The organism is Pseudomonas sp. B21-056, from assembly GCF_026016325.1.
Lineage (GTDB): Bacteria > Pseudomonadota > Gammaproteobacteria > Pseudomonadales > Pseudomonadaceae > Aquipseudomonas.
The window spans coordinates 3,112,848-3,134,167 of the sequence record NZ_CP087203.1; the positions used below are offsets into that span (position 1 = coordinate 3,112,848).

14 protein-coding genes are annotated in these 21,320 nt (G+C 63.1%); all 14 read right to left on the bottom strand.

Annotated elements, in window-relative coordinates; genetic code table 11:
• Positions 1 to 164: 164 nt before the first annotated feature.
• The 14 genes from LOY67_RS13200 to LOY67_RS13265 all read right to left on the bottom strand — a co-directional run bounded on the left by LOY67_RS13200 (position 165) and on the right by LOY67_RS13265 (position 21,278).
• The gene (locus LOY67_RS13200; RefSeq protein ID WP_413776189.1) at positions 165 to 986 is read right to left on the bottom strand and encodes an endonuclease/exonuclease/phosphatase family protein; all 822 of its coding nucleotides are present in this window, start codon (positions 984 to 986) and stop codon (positions 165 to 167) included.
• 208 nt (positions 987 to 1,194) lie between these two features.
• On the bottom strand, positions 1,195 to 1,959 hold the full coding sequence (locus tag LOY67_RS13205) for a PIG-L deacetylase family protein (RefSeq protein ID WP_265067590.1): 765 nt from the start codon (positions 1,957 to 1,959) through the stop codon (positions 1,195 to 1,197).
• A gap of 256 nt (positions 1,960 to 2,215) precedes the next feature.
• Entirely contained in the window at positions 2,216 to 4,384 is a 2,169-nt protein-coding gene (gene glgX, locus LOY67_RS13210) for a glycogen debranching protein GlgX (protein WP_265067591.1), read from the bottom strand.
• A 229-nt stretch (positions 4,385 to 4,613) separates the two neighbouring features.
• The gene (locus LOY67_RS13215) at positions 4,614 to 4,958 is read right to left on the bottom strand and encodes a DUF2934 domain-containing protein (RefSeq protein WP_265067592.1); all 345 of its coding nucleotides are present in this window, start codon (positions 4,956 to 4,958) and stop codon (positions 4,614 to 4,616) included.
• A 19-nt stretch (positions 4,959 to 4,977) separates the two neighbouring features.
• Positions 4,978 to 7,764 (bottom strand): malto-oligosyltrehalose synthase, encoded by a 2,787-nt coding sequence (locus tag LOY67_RS13220; RefSeq protein WP_265067593.1) that lies wholly within the window; start codon positions 7,762 to 7,764, stop codon positions 4,978 to 4,980.
• Positions 7,761 to 9,839, bottom strand: a complete 2,079-nt coding sequence (malQ, locus tag LOY67_RS13225; RefSeq protein WP_265067594.1) for a 4-alpha-glucanotransferase — start codon at positions 9,837 to 9,839, stop codon at positions 7,761 to 7,763. The genes LOY67_RS13220 and malQ overlap by 4 nt, the downstream gene beginning before the upstream one ends.
• Positions 9,836 to 11,638, bottom strand: a complete 1,803-nt coding sequence (treZ, locus tag LOY67_RS13230; protein WP_265067595.1) for a malto-oligosyltrehalose trehalohydrolase — start codon at positions 11,636 to 11,638, stop codon at positions 9,836 to 9,838. The genes malQ and treZ overlap by 4 nt, the downstream gene beginning before the upstream one ends.
• A gap of 8 nt (positions 11,639 to 11,646) precedes the next feature.
• Positions 11,647 to 13,218: a glycogen synthase GlgA gene (glgA, locus tag LOY67_RS13235; protein WP_265067596.1), complete on the bottom strand. Its 1,572-nt coding sequence runs from the start codon at positions 13,216 to 13,218 to the stop codon at positions 11,647 to 11,649.
• A 754-nt stretch (positions 13,219 to 13,972) separates the two neighbouring features.
• A complete protein-coding gene (locus tag LOY67_RS13240; RefSeq protein ID WP_265067597.1) occupies positions 13,973 to 14,935 on the bottom strand; it encodes a D-2-hydroxyacid dehydrogenase family protein in 963 nt (320 codons plus the stop codon).
• Between the two features lie 11 nt (positions 14,936 to 14,946).
• Positions 14,947 to 15,978, bottom strand: a complete 1,032-nt coding sequence (locus LOY67_RS13245; RefSeq protein ID WP_265067598.1) for an alpha/beta fold hydrolase — start codon at positions 15,976 to 15,978, stop codon at positions 14,947 to 14,949.
• Between the two features lie 135 nt (positions 15,979 to 16,113).
• Entirely contained in the window at positions 16,114 to 16,560 is a 447-nt protein-coding gene (locus tag LOY67_RS13250; protein WP_265067599.1) for a DUF411 domain-containing protein, read from the bottom strand.
• A 385-nt stretch (positions 16,561 to 16,945) separates the two neighbouring features.
• A complete protein-coding gene (locus LOY67_RS13255) occupies positions 16,946 to 18,940 on the bottom strand; it encodes a methyl-accepting chemotaxis protein (RefSeq protein ID WP_265067600.1) in 1,995 nt (664 codons plus the stop codon).
• Between the two features lie 122 nt (positions 18,941 to 19,062).
• Positions 19,063 to 20,007 (bottom strand): GNAT family N-acetyltransferase, encoded by a 945-nt coding sequence (locus tag LOY67_RS13260; protein WP_265067601.1) that lies wholly within the window; start codon positions 20,005 to 20,007, stop codon positions 19,063 to 19,065.
• Positions 20,004 to 21,278, bottom strand: a complete 1,275-nt coding sequence (locus LOY67_RS13265) for a phenylacetate--CoA ligase family protein (protein WP_265067602.1) — start codon at positions 21,276 to 21,278, stop codon at positions 20,004 to 20,006. The genes LOY67_RS13260 and LOY67_RS13265 overlap by 4 nt, the downstream gene beginning before the upstream one ends.
• Positions 21,279 to 21,320 lie beyond the last annotated feature (42 nt).

Here is a 21,320-nt window from a genome sequence, read left to right on the forward strand (position 1 = left end):
TCGGCATTCGCGGAACACCGGTTTCAGCATCGGCTGCACGACAGCTGGCACACAGGGCCTGGCAACGCTCGCTGTATGGGGTTGCACCGTAACAATGAAAGATAGGCGTCGCTACTGTCAGAACTTACAGGTGGCACGTTGTCATCAGCGACCCGCCGTCGGGTTCAAAGGTGCACTTCCACCGACAGCGGCAGGTGATCGCTCAGGTGCGTCCAGGGCTTGCTGCCGAGGATTTTCGGGGCGTGGCTGGTGGCGTTGCGCAAGTAGATGCGGTCCAGGCGCAGCAGGGGGAAGCGGGCCGGGTAGGTCCTGGCCGGGCGACCGTGGTGGTGTTCGAAGGCTTCATGCAGATACTGGCGTTGGGCGAGGGTGAGGTTGCCGCGCAATTGCCAGTCGTTGAAGTCGCCGGCGATGATCACCGGGGCGTCCTCGGGCAGGGATTCGAGCAATTGGCAGAGCAGTTTGAGCTGCAGTTGGCGATGGCTTTCCAACAGGCTCAGGTGCACGCAAATGCCATGGACCTCGGCGTGGCCCGGCACGTCCAGCACGCAATGTAGCAACCCACGCCGTTCCGGGCCGGTGATGGAAACGTCGAGGTTGCGGAACTGGCGGATCGGGTATTTGGACAGCAGGGCGTTGCCATGGTGGCCATCGGGGTATACCGCGTTGCGCCCGTAGGCGAAGTCGCTCCACATGCTGTCGGCAAGGAATTCGTACTGGGACGTCTGGGGCCAGTTGTCGTAGCGCGAGGCATGACGGTCATGCTCGCCCAGGACTTCCTGCAGGAAAACCAGGTCGGCACCGGTACTGCGCACCGCCTCACGGAGTTCCGGCAGGATGAAACGACGGTTGAGGGCGGTGAAGCCCTTATGGGTGTTGACCGTCAGCACCTGCAGCCGATGGACCGCCGCAGGTGTGCCCAATGGCACCGATTCGACAGCCCGCCAGTCGGGATCGCGAGTCACGTTCACTCCTGAATCAGACATACCTGTTCATGCGACTGATGGGGGGCGTCGGCAGTTCCGGATATTTCTGCTTCAGCCAGATTCCATGTTGATCAATCCACCGCCTTCGCGAGCAGGCTCGCTCCCACATTGGTTTCGGGTGATCGCACAACCCAGTGTCGCCACAAATCCTGTGGGAGCGAGCCTGCTCGCGAAGAGGCCCTACCTGACCCAACGCTTTCGCGGGGCTTCAGATAAACACGATCTCGTACGGCAACCCCATGCGGTCCAGGATGACTCGCGGCACCAGCGGGGCGATGCCGCTGGCGGGTTCGCCGTTGAGCTGGCTGGCGTAGGCGTGCATCGCGTGACGCTTGCGGGCGGTGGTCCAGACGTCCAGGCGCAGTTTCCGCGCACGGTGCCAGGGAATCTTGTTTTGCTCGCGCACCGGCCAGTGCCAGGCCCACACCGGCAACTCGTTGAACGTCGCGCCCACGCTTTCGGCCGCCAGGGCACCGGCGCGGCCGACGGTTTCGTGATCGCTGTCGCCGTCCTTGCGCCAGGTGCTGAACACCACGTCGCCGGGTCGTAGGTAATGGCCGATGAAGGCGGTCAGCTGTGCCTCATGTTCGGTCAGGGCCTTTTCCGGGAAGCCGCCGCGCACCCACTGCAAGCCATGGGTCGGTATACCCAGGCGATGCAGGGCGTCCACGCTTTCCTGGGGATGGGGGCGATAGATGCGCAGGCGTTCATCGGTCCACAGCGGCGAAGCGGGGTGGTTGAGGTCGCCGTCGGTGACCGAGATCAGCAACATGGGATAGTCAAGATTGCTCAGCAATTGGAGCAACCCGCCACAGGCGCCGATTTCATCGCCAGGGTGCGGGGAGAGGATGACGGCACGGGCGCCGGCAGGAATGAGTGTCTGGGTGCTGATGATGGGAATGTCGGCCAACTGGGGCGCGCTGTTCCAGATTTGCGGGTGCTGCCGGCCTTGCAAGCGAGAGGCAAGTTTCATTGGGATACGTCCTTGTTGTATTCAATCTTTCAGCCACGCATCGGGCCGACTGCCCGAGTGCCCCAAAGGGGCTGGCTGCGATCCGCAGTGCTCCGAATCCTGGAATACCGCCTGCGAAGTATTGACCATGACGCTCGATTCGTCGCGTCACTTGTGTATCTGAACTGCATTTTTTTATTCGAACTGGGCTGTGCAAGCCTGGTGGCACGCCACCAGGGCCGCGTCCCTGCGGCGCTTGATTCTCTGTAACCTTTTATCACCGATCCTGTTTTTCGTCTTCGCGCTGCAACTCGAACAACAGCAATGAGCGACCCGTGACGGAGTATTCGGAATCGAAATCGAAGCGCTCCTGTCCTTGCACCGTCGGTTGGTTGGTGTCCAGCATGCAGGTCCAGAAACTGCCTTCGGGCACTTCCGGCAGGCGGAAATTGACGATGTCATGGTGCGCATTGACCACCAGCAGCAAAGTCGCATCACCGCCCTTGCGGCGGATGCCGGTTTCCTGGGCGCGGCCGTCCATCAGCATCCCCAGGCAGCGACCATGGCTGTCCTCCCATTGCTCAATGGTCATTTCGCTGCCGTCCGGCGCCAGCCAGGTCACGTCCTTGACGCCGATGTCCTCGTTGTAATTCCCCACCAGGAACCGTCCGCGCCGCAGGATCGGGTAGGCCAGGCGCAACTTGATCAGGCGTTTGACGAACTGGAGCAGTGCCGCGCCATCTTCGCTGAGATCCCAGTTGACCCAGCCGATCTCGCTGTCCTGGCAGTAGGCATTGTTGTTGCCATGCTGGGTACGGGCGAACTCGTCCCCGGCGACGATCATCGGCGTGCCTTGGGCCAAGAGCAGGGTCGCGAAGAAATTGCGCATCTGCCGATGACGCAGGGCATTGATCTGCGGATCACCCGTCGGGCCTTCGACGCCGTGGTTCCAGGACAGGTTGTTGTTGCTGCCGTCCTGATTGTTTTCATCGTTGGCTTCGTTGTGCTTGTCGTTGTAGGACACCAGGTCATGCAGGGTAAAACCGTCGTGGGCGGTGACGAAGTTCACCGAGGCATAGGGGCGCCGCCCGCGCTGGTTGAACATCTCGCCCGAGGCGGTCATGCGGCTGGCGAAGTCGGCGAGCTGGCCGTCGTCGCCTTTCCAGAACGCCCGCACGGTATCGCGAAACTTGTCGTTCCACTCGACCCAGCCCGGTGGGAAACGTCCCACCTGATAGCCCCCGGGACCGCAGTCCCAGGGCTCGGCAATCATTTTCACCTGGCGCAGCACCGGGTCCTGGCGGCAGGCGACGAGGAAACTGTGGCGCTCGTCGAAACCGTCGTGATACCGGCCGAGGATGGTTGCAAGGTCGAAGCGGAAGCCGTCGACGTGCATCTCCGTGGCCCAGTAGCGCAGGGAGTCGGTGACCATCTGCAACACACACGGATGGCTCAGGTCCAGGGTGTTGCCGGTGCCTGAGTCGTTGATGTAGTAGCGTTTGTCGTCGGGCATCAGCCGGTAATAGGAGGCGTTGTCGATGCCACGCATGGACAGGGTCGGGCCTTGCTCGTTGCCTTCGGCGGTGTGGTTGTAGACCACGTCGAGAATGACTTCCAGGTTGGCGTCGTGCAGGTGCGCAACCATTTCCTTGAACTCGGCGATCTTGCCGCTGGCCAGGTAGCGTGGGTCCGGGGCAAAGAACGCGATGCTGTTGTAGCCCCAGTAGTTGGTCATGCCTTTGTGCAACAGGTGCTGGTCGTTGACGAAGGCGTGGATGGGCAAGAGCTCGACCGACGACACACCCAGCTTGCGAATGTGTTCAAGCACGTCGTCGACCATCAGCCCGGCGAAGGTCCCGCGCAGATTCTCCGGTACTGCGGGGTGACGCATGCTGATGCCACGCACGTGGGTCTCGTACAGGATGGTCTTGTCCCAAGGCACGCTGACGCGATGGTCATGGCCCCAGGTGTGGGCCGGGTCGATCACCTTGCACTTGGGCACGAACGGGGCGCTGTCGCGTTCATCGAAGCTGAGGTCTCCATCGGGATGGCCGATGGTGTAGCCGAACAGCGCCTCGGACCATTTCAATTGGCCCACCAGTTGCTTGGCGTAGGGGTCGATCAGCAGTTTGTTGGGGTTGAATCGATGGCCGTTTTCCGGATCGTAGGGACCGTAGACCCGGTAACCGTAGATCAACCCCGGATGGGCATCGGGCAGATAGCCGTGGTAGATCTCGTCGGTGTACTCCGGCAGTTCGATGCGTTCGAGTTCGACCTCGCCGGTGTCATCGAAAATGCACAGTTCGACCTTGGTGGCGTTGGCTGAGAACAACGCGAAATTGACCCCCAGGCCATCCCAGGTCGCGCCGAGCGGGAACGGCAGCCCTTCACGAATCCGCGAGGCCTCGATAACAGGCGGCGGGGTGGTTTTCTTTGGACGGGTCATGGGTTGCTCCTGCAAAAGACAGACAGATACGGCAAGGCGGTTGGTTCAGAGTTCGGTGGTTTCAGCGTGGCCAGAGCTGGCGCTCCGGTGAGCAGGCACAGCCCCCCTGTGGCGAGGGGATTTATCCCCGCTGGGGCGCGCAGCGGCCCTTTTTTTTGGGGGCTGCTGCGCAGCCCAGCGGGGATAAATCCCCTCGCCACAGGGTGTTGTGCCAGCCTGATCCCGAGGATCAAACCGCCGGAGGCTTGCGCGCCGCTCGTGGCTTTTTATCCGCAGGCTTACCAGCCGCTGGTGCCACCGCCGCAGCCGGTTTAGCCGCAGGCTTGGCCTTGGGCGCAGCGCTTTTTGGGGACGCCTTGGCCGGGGTGCTCTTGGCCGCTACAGGCTTGATGCCATCGGCCTTGGCGGCTGCGGGTTTAGCGGCGGCCTTGGCTGGCTTGCTCGGTGCCAGCGCTTCGGCTTCGGCCAGTTTGCGCGCCATCTCCCAATGGCGCTTTTCCTGCCCGGCAGGCTTACCTTCGGATTCCCAGATCTGATAGGCGAATTCACGAATGCGTTTATCGTCGGTACTCATCGCAATGCTCCTGACATACTCAAGATGGGATAAAGACGTTGACCGGGAAATCCCCCAGCGCGGTGCTGACCATCAACTCCCCTTGGGGTGTGACTGCTGCTCGTTTAAAAAGTCCCTTCAGTTTTCCCTCTTCCACGGCGAACGGTAGCGAAACGCGGGTGTCGCCCCAGTTCGAAGGTGTTACCCAGGGTTCGCTACCGTTTTCCAGCAGGCGGGTGGCGTGGATCGGTACCACCACGATTGCCCGCTGTTGCTCGTGCTCACGCAGGAAGGCCAGGACCCGGTCGGCGTGTTCGCCGATCACGGGGAGCGACTGATAGCTGCCATGGCGGAACAACTGCGGGTACTCGGCCCGCAAGGCCAGGGTCCTGGCGATCAGGGCCTGCTTGACCCGACCATCGCGCCAGTGGTGTATCAGCTCGGCAGGGGGACTGTCGGCCTGCATGGCCTGACGGCGGGCGTCGAAGTCCACCGGGCGACGGTTGTCCGGATCCACCAGGCTGAAGTCCCAGAATTCGGCGCCCTGGTACAGGTCCGGGACGCCGGGTACGGTCATGCGCAGCAGCGTCTGCGCCAGGCTGTTGAGGGCACCCGCCGGCGCGATGGCCTGGACGGCCTCGGCGATGGCGCTGCGCAGGGGCAGCCCTTCATCGCGCAGCAGCAGTCGTTCCAGGAACATCTGGGTCGCCTGTTCATAAGCATCGTTGACGGCCGCCCAACTGCTTTGCAGCTTGGCTTCACGCAAGGCCTTGCGCTGCCATTGCCACAGGCGTTCGTTGTAGTCCGAGAGCGCCTTGTGATCGTTGAGATCGAGGTCCAGCGGCCAGCTCCCGAGCAACGCCTGGTACATGATCAGCTCATCGCCGGCGGAGGGGGCGGCGGGATCGCTGTGCAGCGACGGCGAGAGAATGCGCCATTGCTCGACACACGCGGTATACCAGTCGGCGCGTTCGCTGAGCACCGCCAGCCGCGCCCGGGTGTCTTCGCCACGTTTGTGGTCGTGGGTGGCCGTGGTAATCAGGTTGTCGGGAAAATGCGCCTGCCGCTCAAGGCAAGCGTCATGGAACGCTTGCGGCGGGGCGCTGAAACGCTCGGTGTTGTAGCCCACGTCGTTGCGCGACAACAGCACCGCCGAGCGATACAGGGCGGTATCCTCCACAGCCTTGGCGGCAGCGGGCGAGGTCAGTTGCTGGAAGCGTACACAGGCATGGCGCAGCCGCTTGCGCTGGGTCCCACGCGGACGTTGCCGCCAGGGCATTCCACCGAGCCAGTCGGCCAGGCAGTCGAGCACCGGCCAGTCGGCTTCGCTGAGGGTCTGCCGGGCGCCTTCCAGGGCCTGGCGGAAAAACCCCTCGTCTTCGGCGCAGCGGCCCAAAGGGCTGATGTAGGTGCGGTACACCGGGAAGTGCACGATGAGTGCCTGCAATGCCCGGCGAATCGCGCCGAGGGTCAGGTCGCGGGTCATCACGTCGTCCCGGGCGACTTGCAGCAGGGCCTGGGCAACGCTTTCGAAGTCCCCGGCTAGGGAACCGTTGAGAATCTGCTGGCGAGCCAGGCGGGCTTCCTCGATGAAATGCGCCGGGCGTTCGCTGTGGCGGCTCCAGAACTCAGCAAGGGGCGCTGCACCGTTAGGATCGTGTTGCAGCAGCGAAACCTGGTTCATGAATTCGTAACCGGTGCTGCCATCGATGTTCCAGTCCCGGCGCAGCGCCTCGCCATCGCCGAGGATTTTCTCAACGAAGATCGGCAGGTGCCGCGACGGTGACAGCGCATCGACGCGCCTGCGTAATTTCCGGCAGTAACCCCGAGGGTCGGCCAGGCCGTCGATGTGATCGATGCGCAGCCCGTCCACCAATCCGTCGCCGATCAACTGGAAAATCTTTGCGTGAGTGGCTTCGAACACCGCCGGGCGTTCGACCCGCAGGCCACCGAGCTCGTTGACATCGAAAAACCGCCGCCAGTTGATGTCGTCCGCCGCCGTGCGCCAACTGGCGAGGCGATAGCTCTGGCGCTCGAGCAGTTGATGCAGGCGTTCGAAGCTCTCGGGCTGCTCGGAATCGTAACCGCGCAGGTTGTCTTCGATGGCGGTGAGGATGTCGGCTTGCGTCGCCAGTTCGCTCAACTCCTGCTGAAGCGGGCGGGCGAGGGTATGGGCGTCGGTCTGGTAGTTCAGCGTGGTGAAGCGCTCCGCCAGGGCCTTGAGGGGTTCGGCCGGTTCGGACGCCAGGGTATCGGCGGGCCTGAGCAGTTCGCCGTACTGCATCGGGCAGATGGGGAAGTGGTGCTCGTAATGTTCGACGTAGAAGCGGCCCAAGGCCGGGTCGAAGCGCAGCTTCAGGGTGCCTTCCTGCAAGGCCACGCCATAGTCGCTGCCCAGGAACGGCAGCAGCAACTGGCCCTCCATCAGCGGGTCGGGGGAGTGCCACTGGATATCGAAGAACTGGCCATAGGGGCTCAGGCGTCCCCATTCCAGCAGGTCCAGCCACCAGGGGTTGTCGTTGCCGCCGACGGCCATGTGATTGGACACGATGTCGAGGATCAGGCCCATCCGGTGTTCGCGCAAGGTCGCCACCAGGCGCTTGAGCGCGGCTTCGCCCCCCAGCTCGGGGTTGACCAGGGTCGGGTCGACCACGTCGTAGCCGTGCATCGAGCCGGCCCGCGCCTTGAGCAGGGGCGAGGCATACACGTGGCTGATGCCCAGCGCGGCGAAGTACGGCACCTGCGGTATCGCATCGTCCAGGGTGAAGCCTTTATGGAACTGCAGGCGCAAGGTTGCCCGCAGGGGTTGGGTCGACGTCGGTTTCATTGGTCACGCTCGTTCGCCTGAAGTCTCGCGCAGGCGAGTATTTCCAGACGCCGGGCGGCGTCCGGGCCGTCCAGCAGCGCCTGACTCTCACCAGGCAGGCGCCTGCGCCAATTGGGGTGAGTGTCGGTGGTGCCAGGCAGGTTGGCCTGCTCGTCGATGCCCAGAGCGTCTTCGAGTGGCAGCAGCACCAACGGCGCACGGGTATGGCCGAGGAAGCGCACGCTGGCGTCCAGCACCTGATCGGTTTCGCGATGTTCTTCGCGAAAGTTCTGCGGGTCCTGGTTCAACACATCGCGCAGGCCTTCGCGTTCACGCTCGCGGTGCCGGCGCCAATCCATTTCCGTGTGGGAGTCGATCAGGTCCAGCCGGGCGTTCCAGTCGATGTCATGACCGTGCCACCAGCCATTGAGGGTCGGCAGGTCATGGGTGCTGGTGGTCGCCAGGGCAGTGTCCGGCCAATCGAGAATGGGCTTGAAACGGGTGTTGTCCTGTTCGAACAACAGCACCCGCATGCCGAGGATCGAGCGGGCACTGAGTTTTTCCCGCAGGCCATCGGGGACGGTACCGAGGTCTTCGCCGAGCACGATGGCCTGGTGACGATGGGATTCGAGGGTCAACAGGCGCAGCAGGTCGTCCACCGGATAATAAAGGTAGGCACCATCGGAAGGCGGCGCGTCGTTGGGGATCACCCACAGCCGTTGCAAGCCCATCACATGATCGATGCGCAAGCCGCCGGCATGGGCAAAGTTGGCCCGCAGCATTTCAATGAAGGCGCGAAAGCCGTTGCGCACCAGGCCTTCGGGCGAAAACGCCGAGATGCCCCAACCCTGGCCGGAACGATTGAGGATGTCCGGTGGCGCGCCCACGGTCAGCGAGGCCAGCAGTTCATCCTGGCGGCTCCAGGCCTGGCTGCCGGCGCCATCGGCACCCACCGCCAGGTCGGCGATCAGGCCGATGCCCATGCCGCTGGATCTGGCGGCGCTCTGGGCGCGTTCCAGGCATCGGGCGATCAGCCATTGGCAAAAAGCGTAGTAGCCGATTTCGTCGGCGTTTTCCTCGGCGAAACGGGCCAGTGCCGCACTGCGCGGGTTGCGCCACTCTTCGGGCCACTGGCGCCAGTCGAGGCTTTCACCCCGGGCTGCGCGTTCGGCTTGCAAGGCTTCGAAGCGGCAGTGGTTCTCCAGGGCTTCGCCGTTGGTGTGGCGGAAACTGCTGAAGTCTTCATGCAACGGATGCTCGCCCTGGCTGAAGCCGTCATACAGGGCGCGGAGGATTTTCTGCTTGGCCTCGGCGGCCACCGGCCAGTCGACCAGGGGCTGTTCTTCCAGGTGTCGCAGTTGATTGACCAGCCCCGTGGCGTCGATGGCCGTGCGCAATGCCCGTTCCCCGAGGATCGTGCCCGGCGCGGCATACAGGCTGTTGAGGAACAACCGGCTCGACGGCGAGTACGGGCTATAGCGCCCGGTGTCGCAGCTGAACATCGCGTGCATCGGGCTGATTGCCAGGGCGTCGGCACCGCGCTCGCCGGCCACCCGTGCCAGTTCCTCCAGTGCCTGGGTATCGCCGAAGCCACCGTCGCCGGGGCGCCGCAGCGCATACAACTGTGCGCTCAAGCCCCAGGCCCTGGGCGTTGAATCATCCACCGCCTCGGCCACGCTGTAGCATCGGGCGGGTGCCACGGCCAGGGTGAAATGCTGGTCCTGGATGTGGACCTGTTGGTAGCCCACGGGGACCATCCCCGGCAGCTTCGCGTCAGCATCGAGTTTCAGGCTCAGCGTCGCGCCGTCCTCGAGCTGGATTTCGCAAGGCACCGAGCCTTCGAAATAGCGGCTCAGGTCGACGTTGGCACCGAAGTCGGCGGTGATCAACGGCGGGAGACGATGGTTCTGCTGATCCTCCTGCAGTTGCAAGAGACTGGCGTCGATTTCCTGAGCACTGCCGGCTGGATGGCCCAGGCCCGTCAGGACCGAGCGCAATACCGCCGGCGAGACTTTCTGGGCCCGGCCATTGGCATCGATCCAGTCCACCGCCAAGCCTGCGCGGCCGGCGAGGATTTCCAGTTGCGCATCGCTCATGGGCGCTCTCCAGTAATGTTGGGCAACGTTGCCGCTTGCGTCAGAGTGACCAGCGCGCTGTAGGGCGCAAGAGCACCCTGTTCCAACAGACCCATGGCTTGCTGCGGATGTTCGAAAAGAATGCGCGCCTGCGCCGGGGCGCTATGTTCGACCGGCTGCTCACTGAGGTTCAGGTCGATCCGCAGCACGCTGCCGTCCTCCATTCGCCAGCGTGCACTGATTGCGCCGTGGCCCAGTACGTCGGCCCCCAACGCCTGGATCGCCGGCAGGCGCGGGACAATCTCTTCGCGGCGGATCTTCAGCAGATGGCGGTACAGCGCCTCGCAGGCTTGCTGCTCCGGCCGACGGGACTCCAGATTCGGCCGTGAGGTGTCAAACGTGGCGGCTGCGTTGGGATCGGGAATCCGCTTGCGTTTCTCGGGGTCGGCAAAGGCACTGAAGGCCTTGAACTCGTTGCGGCGGCCCTCGCGTACCAACTCTGCCAGCTCACCATGGTGGCTGGTGAAGAACAGGAATGGCTGTTCGGCGAGCACTTCATCGCCCATGAACAGCAGTGGAATCATCGGGCTCAACAGAAGGAGCACTGTCGCCGCTTGCAGGGCCTGGGACGGGGCCAATTGGTGCAGGCGCCCGCCCAGGGCCCGATTGCCGATCTGGTCGTGGTTCTGCAGAAACAGCACGAAAGCGTTGGCGGGCAAGTGGCCGCTGGGTTCGCCCCGGGGCTCGCCGTGGCGGTTGAGATGCCCCTGGAAGGCGAAACCCTGGCTGAGGCAGCGCGCCAGTTTTTCCGTCGGCTGTTCGGCATAGTCGGCGTAATAGGCGTCGGTTTCCCCCGTGAGCAACACGTGCAGGGCGTTATGGCCGTCGTCGTTCCACTGGGCATCGTAACCCTGCTCGAGCAGGCTGGCCTGGTTGTGTTCGTTTTCCACGGTCAGCCAGACATGCCGCGCCGGGTCGACCTGCTGACGCACCCTGGCGGCCAGTTCCTGGAGAAAATCCGGGTCTTCAATCGCGTGCACGGCATCCAGGCGCAGGCCGTCGAAGCGGTACTCCAGCAGCCACATGAGCGCATTGTCGATGAAGAAATCCCGCACCTCGCGACGCCGGAAATCGATGGCCGCGCCCCAGGGCGTGTGCTTGTCTTCGCGGAAGAAACCCTTGGCGTAGCGGTGCAGGTAATTGCCATCGGGGCCGAAGTGGTTGTAGACCACGTCCAGAATCACCGCCAGCCCGTGACCGTGGGCGCTGTCGATCAGGTGCTTGAGCTGTTCCGGCGTGCCATAGGACGCCTGGGGGGCATAGGGCAGTACACCGTCGTAACCCCAATTGCGATCGCCGGGAAACTGCGCCAACGGCATCAGTTCGATGGCGGTGACCCCGAGCCCGGCCAAGCGTGCCAGCTGCTGCTCGACCCCTTCGAAGCCACCGAGGGCGCCGACGTGCAATTCGTAGATCACTGCTTCGTACCAGGGGCGGCCGGACCATTGGGTGTGTCGCCATTGATAAGCGTGGGGATCGACCACCACGCTGGGCCGGTCGATGTCTCCGGCCTGGGCGCGTGAAGCGGGGTCGGGAACCTCCAGTTCGCCGTCGATGTTGTAGCGATAGCGGGTGCCGGCGGGGCAGCGGGTCTGGATCATGAACCAGCCGTTGGCTTGGGGCAGCAGCGGTATTGAATCGCCAGTGTCGAGTTCGACACTGACGTAAAACGCATCCGGGGCCCACAGGGCGAAGCGAGTGTGCTCGGCATCAAGCAGGGTCGCGCCGTGGGTCCAGGTGTCAGGCGTCCTTGACGGCATCGATCACCTCATTGTCTGGCCGATTTACCCAGGGATTTAGCCACCAGTTGTTCGTAGAGTTCGGCGTAGGGTTCGACCGCCTGGCACCAGTTGAAAGGCGCCGACATCGCCCGGCAACGCATGGCGTTGAGCAGCTCGGGGAAGGCGAAGACCTTGAAGGCCCGGCTCAGTGCCTGCTTGTAGCTGTCCACCGTGGATTCGGCGAACAGAAAACCGGTAACACCGTCTTCGATGGTGTCCGCCAGGCCGCCGGTATTGCGTGCTACCGGCAGCGAGCCGAAGCGCTGGGCATACATCTGGCTCAAGCCGCAGGGCTCGTAGCGCGATGGCATCAACAGGAAGTCGCTGCCGGCGAACATCCGTCGTGCGTCGGTTTCGTTGAAGCCGATGCGCACGCCGATCCGACCGGGGAAGCGCAGTGCCAGCTCGCGCATGGCCTGTTCTTCTTCCGGTTCGCCACGGCCGATGATGGCGATCTGGCCGCCGGACTCGACGATGAATTCCGCCACGGCTTCGGTTAGGTCCAGGCCTTTCTGATACACCAGACGCGATACCACGGCGAACAACGGGCCCTTGGATGCATCGAGGCCGAACAGCTCGCGTACATGATCGGCATTTACCGCCTTGCCCTCCCAGTCGCCGATGGCGAACTTGCGGAACAGGTGCGTATCGGTGGCCGAATCCCAGCTTTCGTCGATGCCGTTGGGAATGCCGCTGAGCAGGCCTTGCTGGGTCTTGGCCGCGAGAAAACCGTCGAGCCCGCAGCCGAACGCCGGGGTGGTGATTTCCTGGGCATAGGTGGCGCTGACCGTGGTGATGTGGCTGGAGTAGGCCATGCCTGCCTTGAGAAACGACAGCTTGCCGTAGAACTCCATGCCTTCCTGCTGCAGCGCGTGCTCGGGAATGCCCAGTTCAGGGCAGGAGGCCAGGCTTACCACGCCCTGGTACGCCAGGTTATGGATGGTGAACAGGGTCGGGGTGCGTTGCCCGCGCCAGTGCATGTAGGCGGGTGCCAGCCCGGCCGGCCAGTCATGGGCATGGACCAGGTCGGGGCACCAGTGGATCTGTGCCAGGTTGGCGGCGATGTCCGCCGCGGCCAGGCCCAGGCGCGCGAAGCGGATGTGATTGTCCGGCCAGTCGCGACCATTGTTGGCGCCGTAGGGCGAGCCTTCGCGGGCAAAGAGTTCAGGACAGATCAGCACGTAGATCACCAGGCCGTCAGCCATGTCCATGCGCCCGATCTTGCACGGCGGCAGGGCGGCATGGCCGCCGAGTTCGCCGACGATGTGGATCGGATTGCCGCTGTTCATCACTTGCGGATAACCGGGGATCAGCACCCGGACATCATGCAGGCCGGCCATCGCCCTGGGCAGCGCGGACGAGACGTCGCCCAGGCCGCCGGTCTTCACCAGGTCGGCGATTTCCGAGGTGACGAACAGGACTTTCTTGCGGTTCGGGTTCTGGCGGACGACGGGGAGCAGTGCCTTGCCTCCGGTGGACAGCACCGGTGCCGTCGGTGATTCAGCTGCCGGCGGTAGTTGTGAACGGACTTGTTGGGGTTCCAAGGCAGCACTGATCATACGTATCTCCTGTTTTCTCGATCTGTTTCCGGCAAGCGCCAGAGCTGTTGTTGCATTGGCCGAATCCTGCGGCCAGGCGCGCAAGCGCTACGCAAGGAGAGCAAAGCGCTGTCCTTGCGGCAAAGCGAATCAGGTAATGGGGCTGTTGCAAGGACTGCACCAGCCGCTGTTGCCCTACCTCTAACCTGACCTGTCGCCGTTGCGAAAAGTTTCGACTTTTTTTCATCGAAATGACCGGTCGGTTTTCCACCCGGACCGGCAGTCTAGGTCAGAACCTAGAGCGGTGCGGTGCGCTTCGTCGTATTGTCAGACAATCACGTTTTTTGTCGGCAATGTCTTACACGACGACGGGAGATACCCGCCGACGAAGTGCACGTACCTGAAACAAAAATGCGGTAGGGGGAAGGGGTGGTTTTATCTGCGTGCGCGATCGGGTGACGGGGTGCACCATTGGAGGGCATGGAAAATAGAGGCGTTTTGATGGCCTCAGTAGATCGAGGAAAAGTACTTTTTTGTGGGAGCGAGCTTGCTCGCGATGGCGTCAGCACAGTCAACATCTTCATCGACTGACCCATCGCTATCGCGAGCAGGCTCGCTCCCACATGGGCTCTCCTGTGGTGGCAAGATCTGAATCCACTGCAAATCTCCTGTGGGAGCGAGCCTGCTCGCGATAGCGGTGCATCAGTCGACACTTGCATCGCTGGCAGAGCGCTATCGCGAGCAAGCTCGCTCCCACAGGGAATGGTGGTGGTCGTCAGGCAGTCGGGGTCAGCAGGCGGATCGGTGCGCCGGCGGCCCAGGCTTGCAGGGCTTCGATCATCTGCCCATAGAACTGCCGGTAGTTCTGCCGGCTGACATAACCCACGTGCGGCGTGGCCAGTACGTTATCCAGCGTTCGGAACGGATGGTCGGCGGGCAAGGGCTCATGGGCGAATACATCCAGGGCGACGCCGGCCAGGCGTTTGTACCGGAGGGCATCGATCAGAGCCTGTTCATCGACGATCGGCCCCCGTGCGGTGTTGACCAGCAGCGCCTCGGGTTTCATCCAGCCCAGCGCCTGGGCGTCCACCAGGCCTCGGGTGCGTTCGCCGAGCACCAGATGGATCGAGAGAATGTCTGCCTGCTCGAACAACTGTTGTTTGCTCACGTAGGTCACGCCTGCCTCGGCGGCCTGTTCGGCGCTGAGGTTCTGGCTCCAGGCGATCACCCGCATGCCGAACACTTGGCCGAACTGTGCCACTCGCTTGCCGATGCTGCCCAGGCCGAGGATGGCCAGGGTCTTGCCATGCAAATCGCCACCCAGGCCCTGCTGCCACAGGCCCGCACGCAGGGCATTGGCCTCCTGGACGAGATTACGGCTCAAGGCCATCACCAGTGCCCAGGTCAGTTCGGGGGCGGCGTGTTTGTAGCTTTCGGTGCCGCACACCTGGATGCCCAGCTCGGCGGCGGTCTTGAGGTCAAGGGCGGCATTGCGCAAGCCGCCGGTGAGCAGCAGCTTGAGATTCGGCAAGCGCCGCAGCAGGCCCTCGTCGAATGACGTGCGCTCGCGCATCACGCAGATCACGTCGAAGGGCGCCAGGCGTTCGACTAGGGTTTCGCGGTCGGCAGGGTAGTCATGGAGGAATGTCACTTGGCCGATGTCGTCCAGCACCGACCAGTCCACCACGCCCCGTGCCACGTCTTGCCAATCATCGATCACCGCTATCTGCACCGCCATGGAGCACCTCGTCAGGGAATGGGTTTGTTCAGCCAGCTCAGCAATGCTTCATGGAACCGGTCCGGTTCTTCCATCTGCGGAGCGTGCCCCAGATGAGGGAACTCCACCAGGGTCGACCGCGGGATGAGTTGGGCGACCTGTTTGCCCAGCACCTCGTAGCGACCGAGCTTGGCTTTCACCGCCGGCGGGGCGATGTCGCTGCCGATGGCCGTGGTATCGGCGGTGCCGATCAGCAACAGGGTCGGCATCTTCAGGTCCTTGAACTCGTAGTAGACCGGCTGGGTGAAGATCATGTCGTAGATCAGCGCCGAGTTCCACGCGACCTGGGTCTGTCCGGGCCCCTTGTTCAAGCCGGCGAGCATGTCCACCCAGCGCTCGAACTCCGGTTTCCAGCGGCCGCCATAGTAAGTCGTGCGTTCGTAATTGCGGATACCGTCGGCGCTGAGTTTCAGCTCCCGTGCATACCATTGATCCACGGTGCGGTAGGGCACGCCGAGGGCTTTCCAGTCCTCCAGGCCGATGGGATTGACCATCGCCAGGCGCTCCACCTGATCGGGAAACTGCAAGGCATAACGGGTGGCAAGCATGCCGCCGGTGGAGTGGCCCAGGATGATGGCTTTCTGTATGCCGAGGGCTTTGAGCAGGGCCTGGGTATTGCTCGCCAGTTGTTGGAAGCTGTACTGGTAGTGGTCGGGTTTGCTGGACGTGCAGAAACCGATCTGGTCCGCCGCAATCACCCGGTAACCGGCCTCGCTGAGGGTCTTGATCGAGTCGCCCCAGGTGGCGGCGCAAAAGTTCTTGCCGTGCATCAAGACGATGCTGCGGCCATTGGCCTTGCCCTGGGCTGGCACGTCCATGTAACCCATCTGCAAGGATTTGCCCTGTGACTGGAAGGCAAAGTGCTTGAGGGTATAGGGGTATTCGAAACCCTGGAGTTCCGGCCCGTAGGCTGGCCCTTGCGGGGTGTTTTCGGCATGGGCGAGCAGCGGCAGGGCGGCGCTCAGGAACAGGCTGGGTAACCAGAGAAAGGCGGGACGCGGCATGGTCAATCTCCTTGTGGCAGCCGGCCGATCCTGGGGCGGTCCGGTTATGGCGACATTAACCACAGGCAATCGATGGGCCGGAATGTTCAACCCGCCCTGGAGAAAATGCGCCATGACGCAGCGCAGCGATCCCCATCAGTGGGCCGGGTAATCCGCCACCACGGTTTGTGTCCCGTCCTTTTGCAGGCCGATCACCTGGTAGGCGTCGCTCATGCCGTCCATTTCCATGCCGGGCGAGCCCATGGGCATGCCCGGCGCGGCCACGCCGAGCAAGTCGTCGCGCTGGCTCAATGCCCGCACCTGATCGGCAGGAACGTGGCCCTCCACGAATTTGCCGTTGATCTCGGCGGTGTGGCAGGAACGCAGGTTTGGCGCCACGCCCACGCGCTGCTTGACTGAAGCCATGTCGGTTTCGACATGGTCATTGACCTTGAAGCCGTTCTCTTGCAGATGAGCGATCCATTTCTTGCAGCAGCCGCAGTTGGCGTCGCGGTGCACATCGATGGTGGCAGGTGTGGCAGCCTGGGCCAGGGTGGTGATGAACAGGGCGCTCAGGGCGAGCAGATGCAGGGGATTGGCCATGGGAAGCGGTCTCGTGTGGAGCGGGTTGGCGGGAGGATACCAGAGTAGCGGTTGCGAGCTGACGGGCTGCTGAGGGGGAGATGACAGAGTTGTCAGGTGGGGTGGCTGTCACTCGGGATGAACAGCCTTGTGGGAGCGAGCTTGCTCGCGATAGCGGTGGGTCAGCTTGCCGCGATGGTGGATGTGCTGCCGCCATCGCGAGCAGGCTCGCTCCCACATGGGATCTGTGCCAGACGCCAACCCAGCTGACACCATGAAACCCTGTGGGAGCGAGCCTGCTCGCGATAGCGGTTTTACATTCGACATCGATGCAAGTTGACCCACCGCTATCGCGAGCGAGCCCGCTCCCACAGGGGGAGCAGTGCTTGCAGGGTGGCAACCGTTCTCAGCGAAGCTTGAATCGGCCCATGATTGCATTCACCTGGCTGTTGGCTTCCAGCAGTTGCCGGGTGTTGTTTTCGCTGGCCAATCCGCCTTCCACCAGTTCCTCCACCATATGGCGGATCTGCACCATGCTGCGGTTGATTTCTTCGGTCACGGCGCTCTGTTGTTCGGCGGCGGTGGCGATCTGGGTGCTCAGGCTGTTGATCTGGCCGACGGAGCCGGCCATTTCATCCAGGCCGGAGTTGACCCGGGAGGTCGCGTCGGCAGCCGACTGGCAACTGGCCTGGGTGTTCTCCATCGCCGCAACCGACGAACTCACGCCTTGAGTCAGGCGGGTCAGCATTTCGTTGATTTCCGAGGTACTGGCCTGGGTGCGGGCGGCGAGGGCACGCACCTCGTCGGCCACCACGGCGAAGCCGCGACCTTGTTCACCGGCCCGGGCGGCTTCGATGGCGGCGTTGAGCGCCAGCAGGTTGGTCTGCCCGGCGATGGCACCGATCACACCGAGAATCTCGGTGATGCGTTGCGCATCCTGCTGCATGCTTTCGACCTTGCGGGTGGCGCTGGCGACTTCATCGATCAGTGCCACCACGCTGTTGGAGGCCTCGCCCACCACCACGCGAGAACGATCGGCATGTTCGTTGGCGCGCTGGGTGAACGCCGCTGTCTCGGCGGCGTTCAGGGCCACGCTTTCGGCCGTGGAGCTCATTTCGGTGATGGCGGTCACGGTCTGGTCGGTTTCCGAGGCGTGGCGCATCAGGATTTCGCTGGTGTGGGCCGACGTCCGCTGCAGGTTGTCCAGGCTCGAAGCCATGGCACCGGTTGCCTGGGTCACTTCGCCGATCATGTCTTGCAGGTAAACGATGAAGCGGTTGACCGAATGACCAATCGCTCCCAGTTCGTCCTCGGCACGGATGGTGATGCGCCGGGTCAGGTCGGCATCGCCGGTGGACAGCGCATCGATGTTGCCCTTGAGCATCTTCATGCGGCCGGTCAACTGACGGATCGCGTACAACTGCATCAGCACCAGCAGGATGACCATCGGGATCTGCAGCAGGCTGAGGGTGTTCAGTACGTCATCGCGCTGGGCGGTGATCAGGCGGGTTGGCAAGGCGGTGGCAAGGAACCAGGGCGTGCCTTCGATAGGACGCATGAAAAACGTGCTGGCTTCGCCCTTGTTGTCGAACTCGACGCGCTGCAGCGATTGATCGCGTTTAGCCAGGCCAGCCTTGACCTGAGCGGCAAACGGCGAAGCGGCTGCCAGTTCGCTGATGTTCTTGAGCACGATCGGACCGCTGATGCGCGAGCTGTTGCTGATGATTTTGCCGTCGCCTTCGACAATCAGCATTTCAGCATTCAGGTCGGCTTCCTTGCGCGCCACCAGGTCATTGAAGAACCCCAGGGTCACGTCGATGGTGGAGACGCCATACGGCACGCCGTTCTTCTGGATGGCCATGGCGCAGTTGGTGCGCGGTTCGGCGCTGGCGTCATCTTTATACGCGGCGGCCCAGGCGCATTTGCCGGGTGGGGTGGCCATGCCGCCCTTGTGCCAGGGTTGGTCGTAATAGTTCGGCGCGGCGTCGCTGTTCCAGAAGGTGTTGACCACCAGTTTGCCGGAGCCGTCGCGATGCCAGAAGGTGCTGAACTTGCTGCGTCCTTCGGCTCGCTGGTTGGGCAGCGGCCAGATCCCGCCACCGAAGACTTTCGGTTCGCCGTATTGATCCACCAGGCCCGGGAGTACCTTGTCGATGGCATCGCTGTCGAGCAACGGGATGGTCTGGGTGATGCTGCGTTGCTGGGCTTGCACTTTGTTCAGCTCGCCCTGGATCTGCTCCGCGACTTCGCCGATGCGATTGAGCGCTACTTGCTCCTCGGTCTGGCGCAGCTTGGGCGCGACCAGGTAGCTGATGCCCACCACAGTGAGGATGGACAACACGAGGATGAATAGGACCAGGAACAGCGTGTAGCGGGCCTGAATGGTGCGGAATGAGGACATTGGGGTGTTCCTTGCTCGAAAGCGTCTTTCGGGGCGGTAGACGTGTCTGTATCGGCCCCTGGCCATAACGCTTGAATGGCGCACGCCTGGCGAGGGGTACCGTTCGTCTACAACGTTGCCCGTCATGCCGCCGAGCTGACCCGCGTGCCTCTCCAATTGCGCGTATGGGCCTGCAGCTCATCGTGCAGCCGCTGCATCGGCCCGGCATGCAGGTCGAGCTGGCGAGCCTGGGCACCACGGTGGAACAGCGCCTGCCAGTTCAGCTCGCCTTCGAGGGGCAGCATGCCGGTGAAGATGAACCCGGCGGCCATCAACCGTCGATAATCATCGGGGAACTGCCGGCGCAGTCCGAGTCGTACCGAGATCGACCATTGGGCCGGCAAGCGTTGCAGTTGCCGGGCCAGGTGCCGGCTCATCTGCCCGGCGACGACGTCGATACGCCCGGGTAACGAGCTGATCTGCAACGGCTGTGTCGGAGTGGGGGCGTCGTCGAACGTGGTTCCAAAATGCGCAACCAAGGGGGCCATCAACCATTGGCACGCGGCAGGCCATTGCACCTGCGGCAGCGGACGGTGATGATCGCCGATCAACTGACAGCCGACCACAATGGTCTCGGCTTGGGCCGTGGCGAACGGCGAGGGCACATGGTCGGGCATCAATCCGGTGTCATGGAAACCGAGCCGCTGCGCCAATCGCTGGCTGTAGCGGTGGCTGGTGACTTGTTTGATGGATAGCCTCACGAGGCCGAGGTCCTCACAGCGCTCCAGTAACTGCCGACCCAGGCGGGTAGCAATCTGACTGCCCTGCAGTGCAGGGTCCACTGCCACGAGTGCCAGTTCTGCATCATCCCGGTTCGCGGCAGGTCGGCACAACGCAGCGTGGCCAACCACCCGGTCCTCCAGCACGGCAACCATGGAAAACCACTGTCGATGCTGGTGGTGCTGGCAAATCATATGTGGCACGTAGACGTCCGGCGAAACGTAGTGATCGCCGTATACCCGACGGAACAGTTCACTGGTTCCGAGGGCATCCGTGGGCCTGAACGCCCTGATGACCACGGCGCTCATCCGGCCGGCCTCGCTGCCATCGGGCCATAGACCCTACGGTCGATGACCGGCAGGTGTTTGCCGGAGCGTGGGTGACGCTCCAGGTCCTGCGCCTGGCAGGCATGCACTTGCAGGTCGAGTTGATCGATGCCCGGATGGTGCTGGATCAAAGCGGATTTCAGCGCCTGGGACAGTGATTCGCAGGTGTTCGCGGGGTTGTCGGGGGCCCATTTGAGCACCATACGATCAGTGTTTCCGGCGGGCTCGATGATCAGTTGCCATTGAAGTTCGCCGCCGATGCCTTGGATGATCTCGCTGATCTGTTGCGGGAGCAGCGAAGCCACGCCGACCCGCACCCGCTGGCTCTGTGCACTACGTCCCGCCAGCTCGAACTTGCGACGAGGGGTGCCGGCAGGCTCGCGCCAACAGGCCCGGTCACCCACGGGGTAACGCACAATCGGCATCAGGGTCCGGGTGAAGTTGGTCACCACCAGATTGCCGGGGCGGTCGCATGCCTCGATGAGCTCGCCGCTGACTTCATCGATGATATCTACCCGCGTCTGTTCGTCGAATACGCGGTGCTCGCCGAGCCTGCAATCAGGGGCGCTGGCCCCCACCAGTCCGGCGTCCACGCTGGCATAACCGATGGAGGTGAAGCGTGCCTGGGGAAAGGCTTGTCGCAACATCGGCAGTTGGCGCTCGAACAGGTGCTCCCCGCCGAACAGCACGGTGGTGATCCCGGGCAGCGTCCGACCCTGCTGATTCAGATGACTGGCAATCGCCAGTAGATGGGCCGGGACGCCCGCCAGCACATTGATACGGTGTGCGGTCACCGCGTCGGCCAGCACCTCGGGTTCTACCGATCCGGTGAAGGGGAACTCGGCAATCGGGAGATCAACCTGGCAGAGGGCGCCATGAATGAACAGGAAGCTCGCATACAGGTCCCCCGAAAAGAACAGGTTGGCAATTCGATCACCCGCTTCAAGCTGGGCGGACAGATGGCGGGCGAAGCAATCGAGCATCTGTTGCCATTCCGAGCGGGTGTACACCGACAGTTTTCCCTGACTGGTCGTGCCACCGGTTTTATAGATCAGGGCATCGGTGACTGGAGCGGTCAGTACATCCCAGCTGTCCAGGTCATGGCTGCCGCGCCAGTAATCGCGGGTGTCGACAATCGGCAGGTCCTCAAAAACGCAGCCTTGCGCGGGTAGATGCTTCCAGTGGTTCTGGTAATACGCTGAATGCAGGCGGATATGGGCCAGCCATTGTTCAAATGGGAACGCAGTACTCATCAGGGGGCTCTCGGGCTATGAAGTTCGCTGGATAAGTGGCGG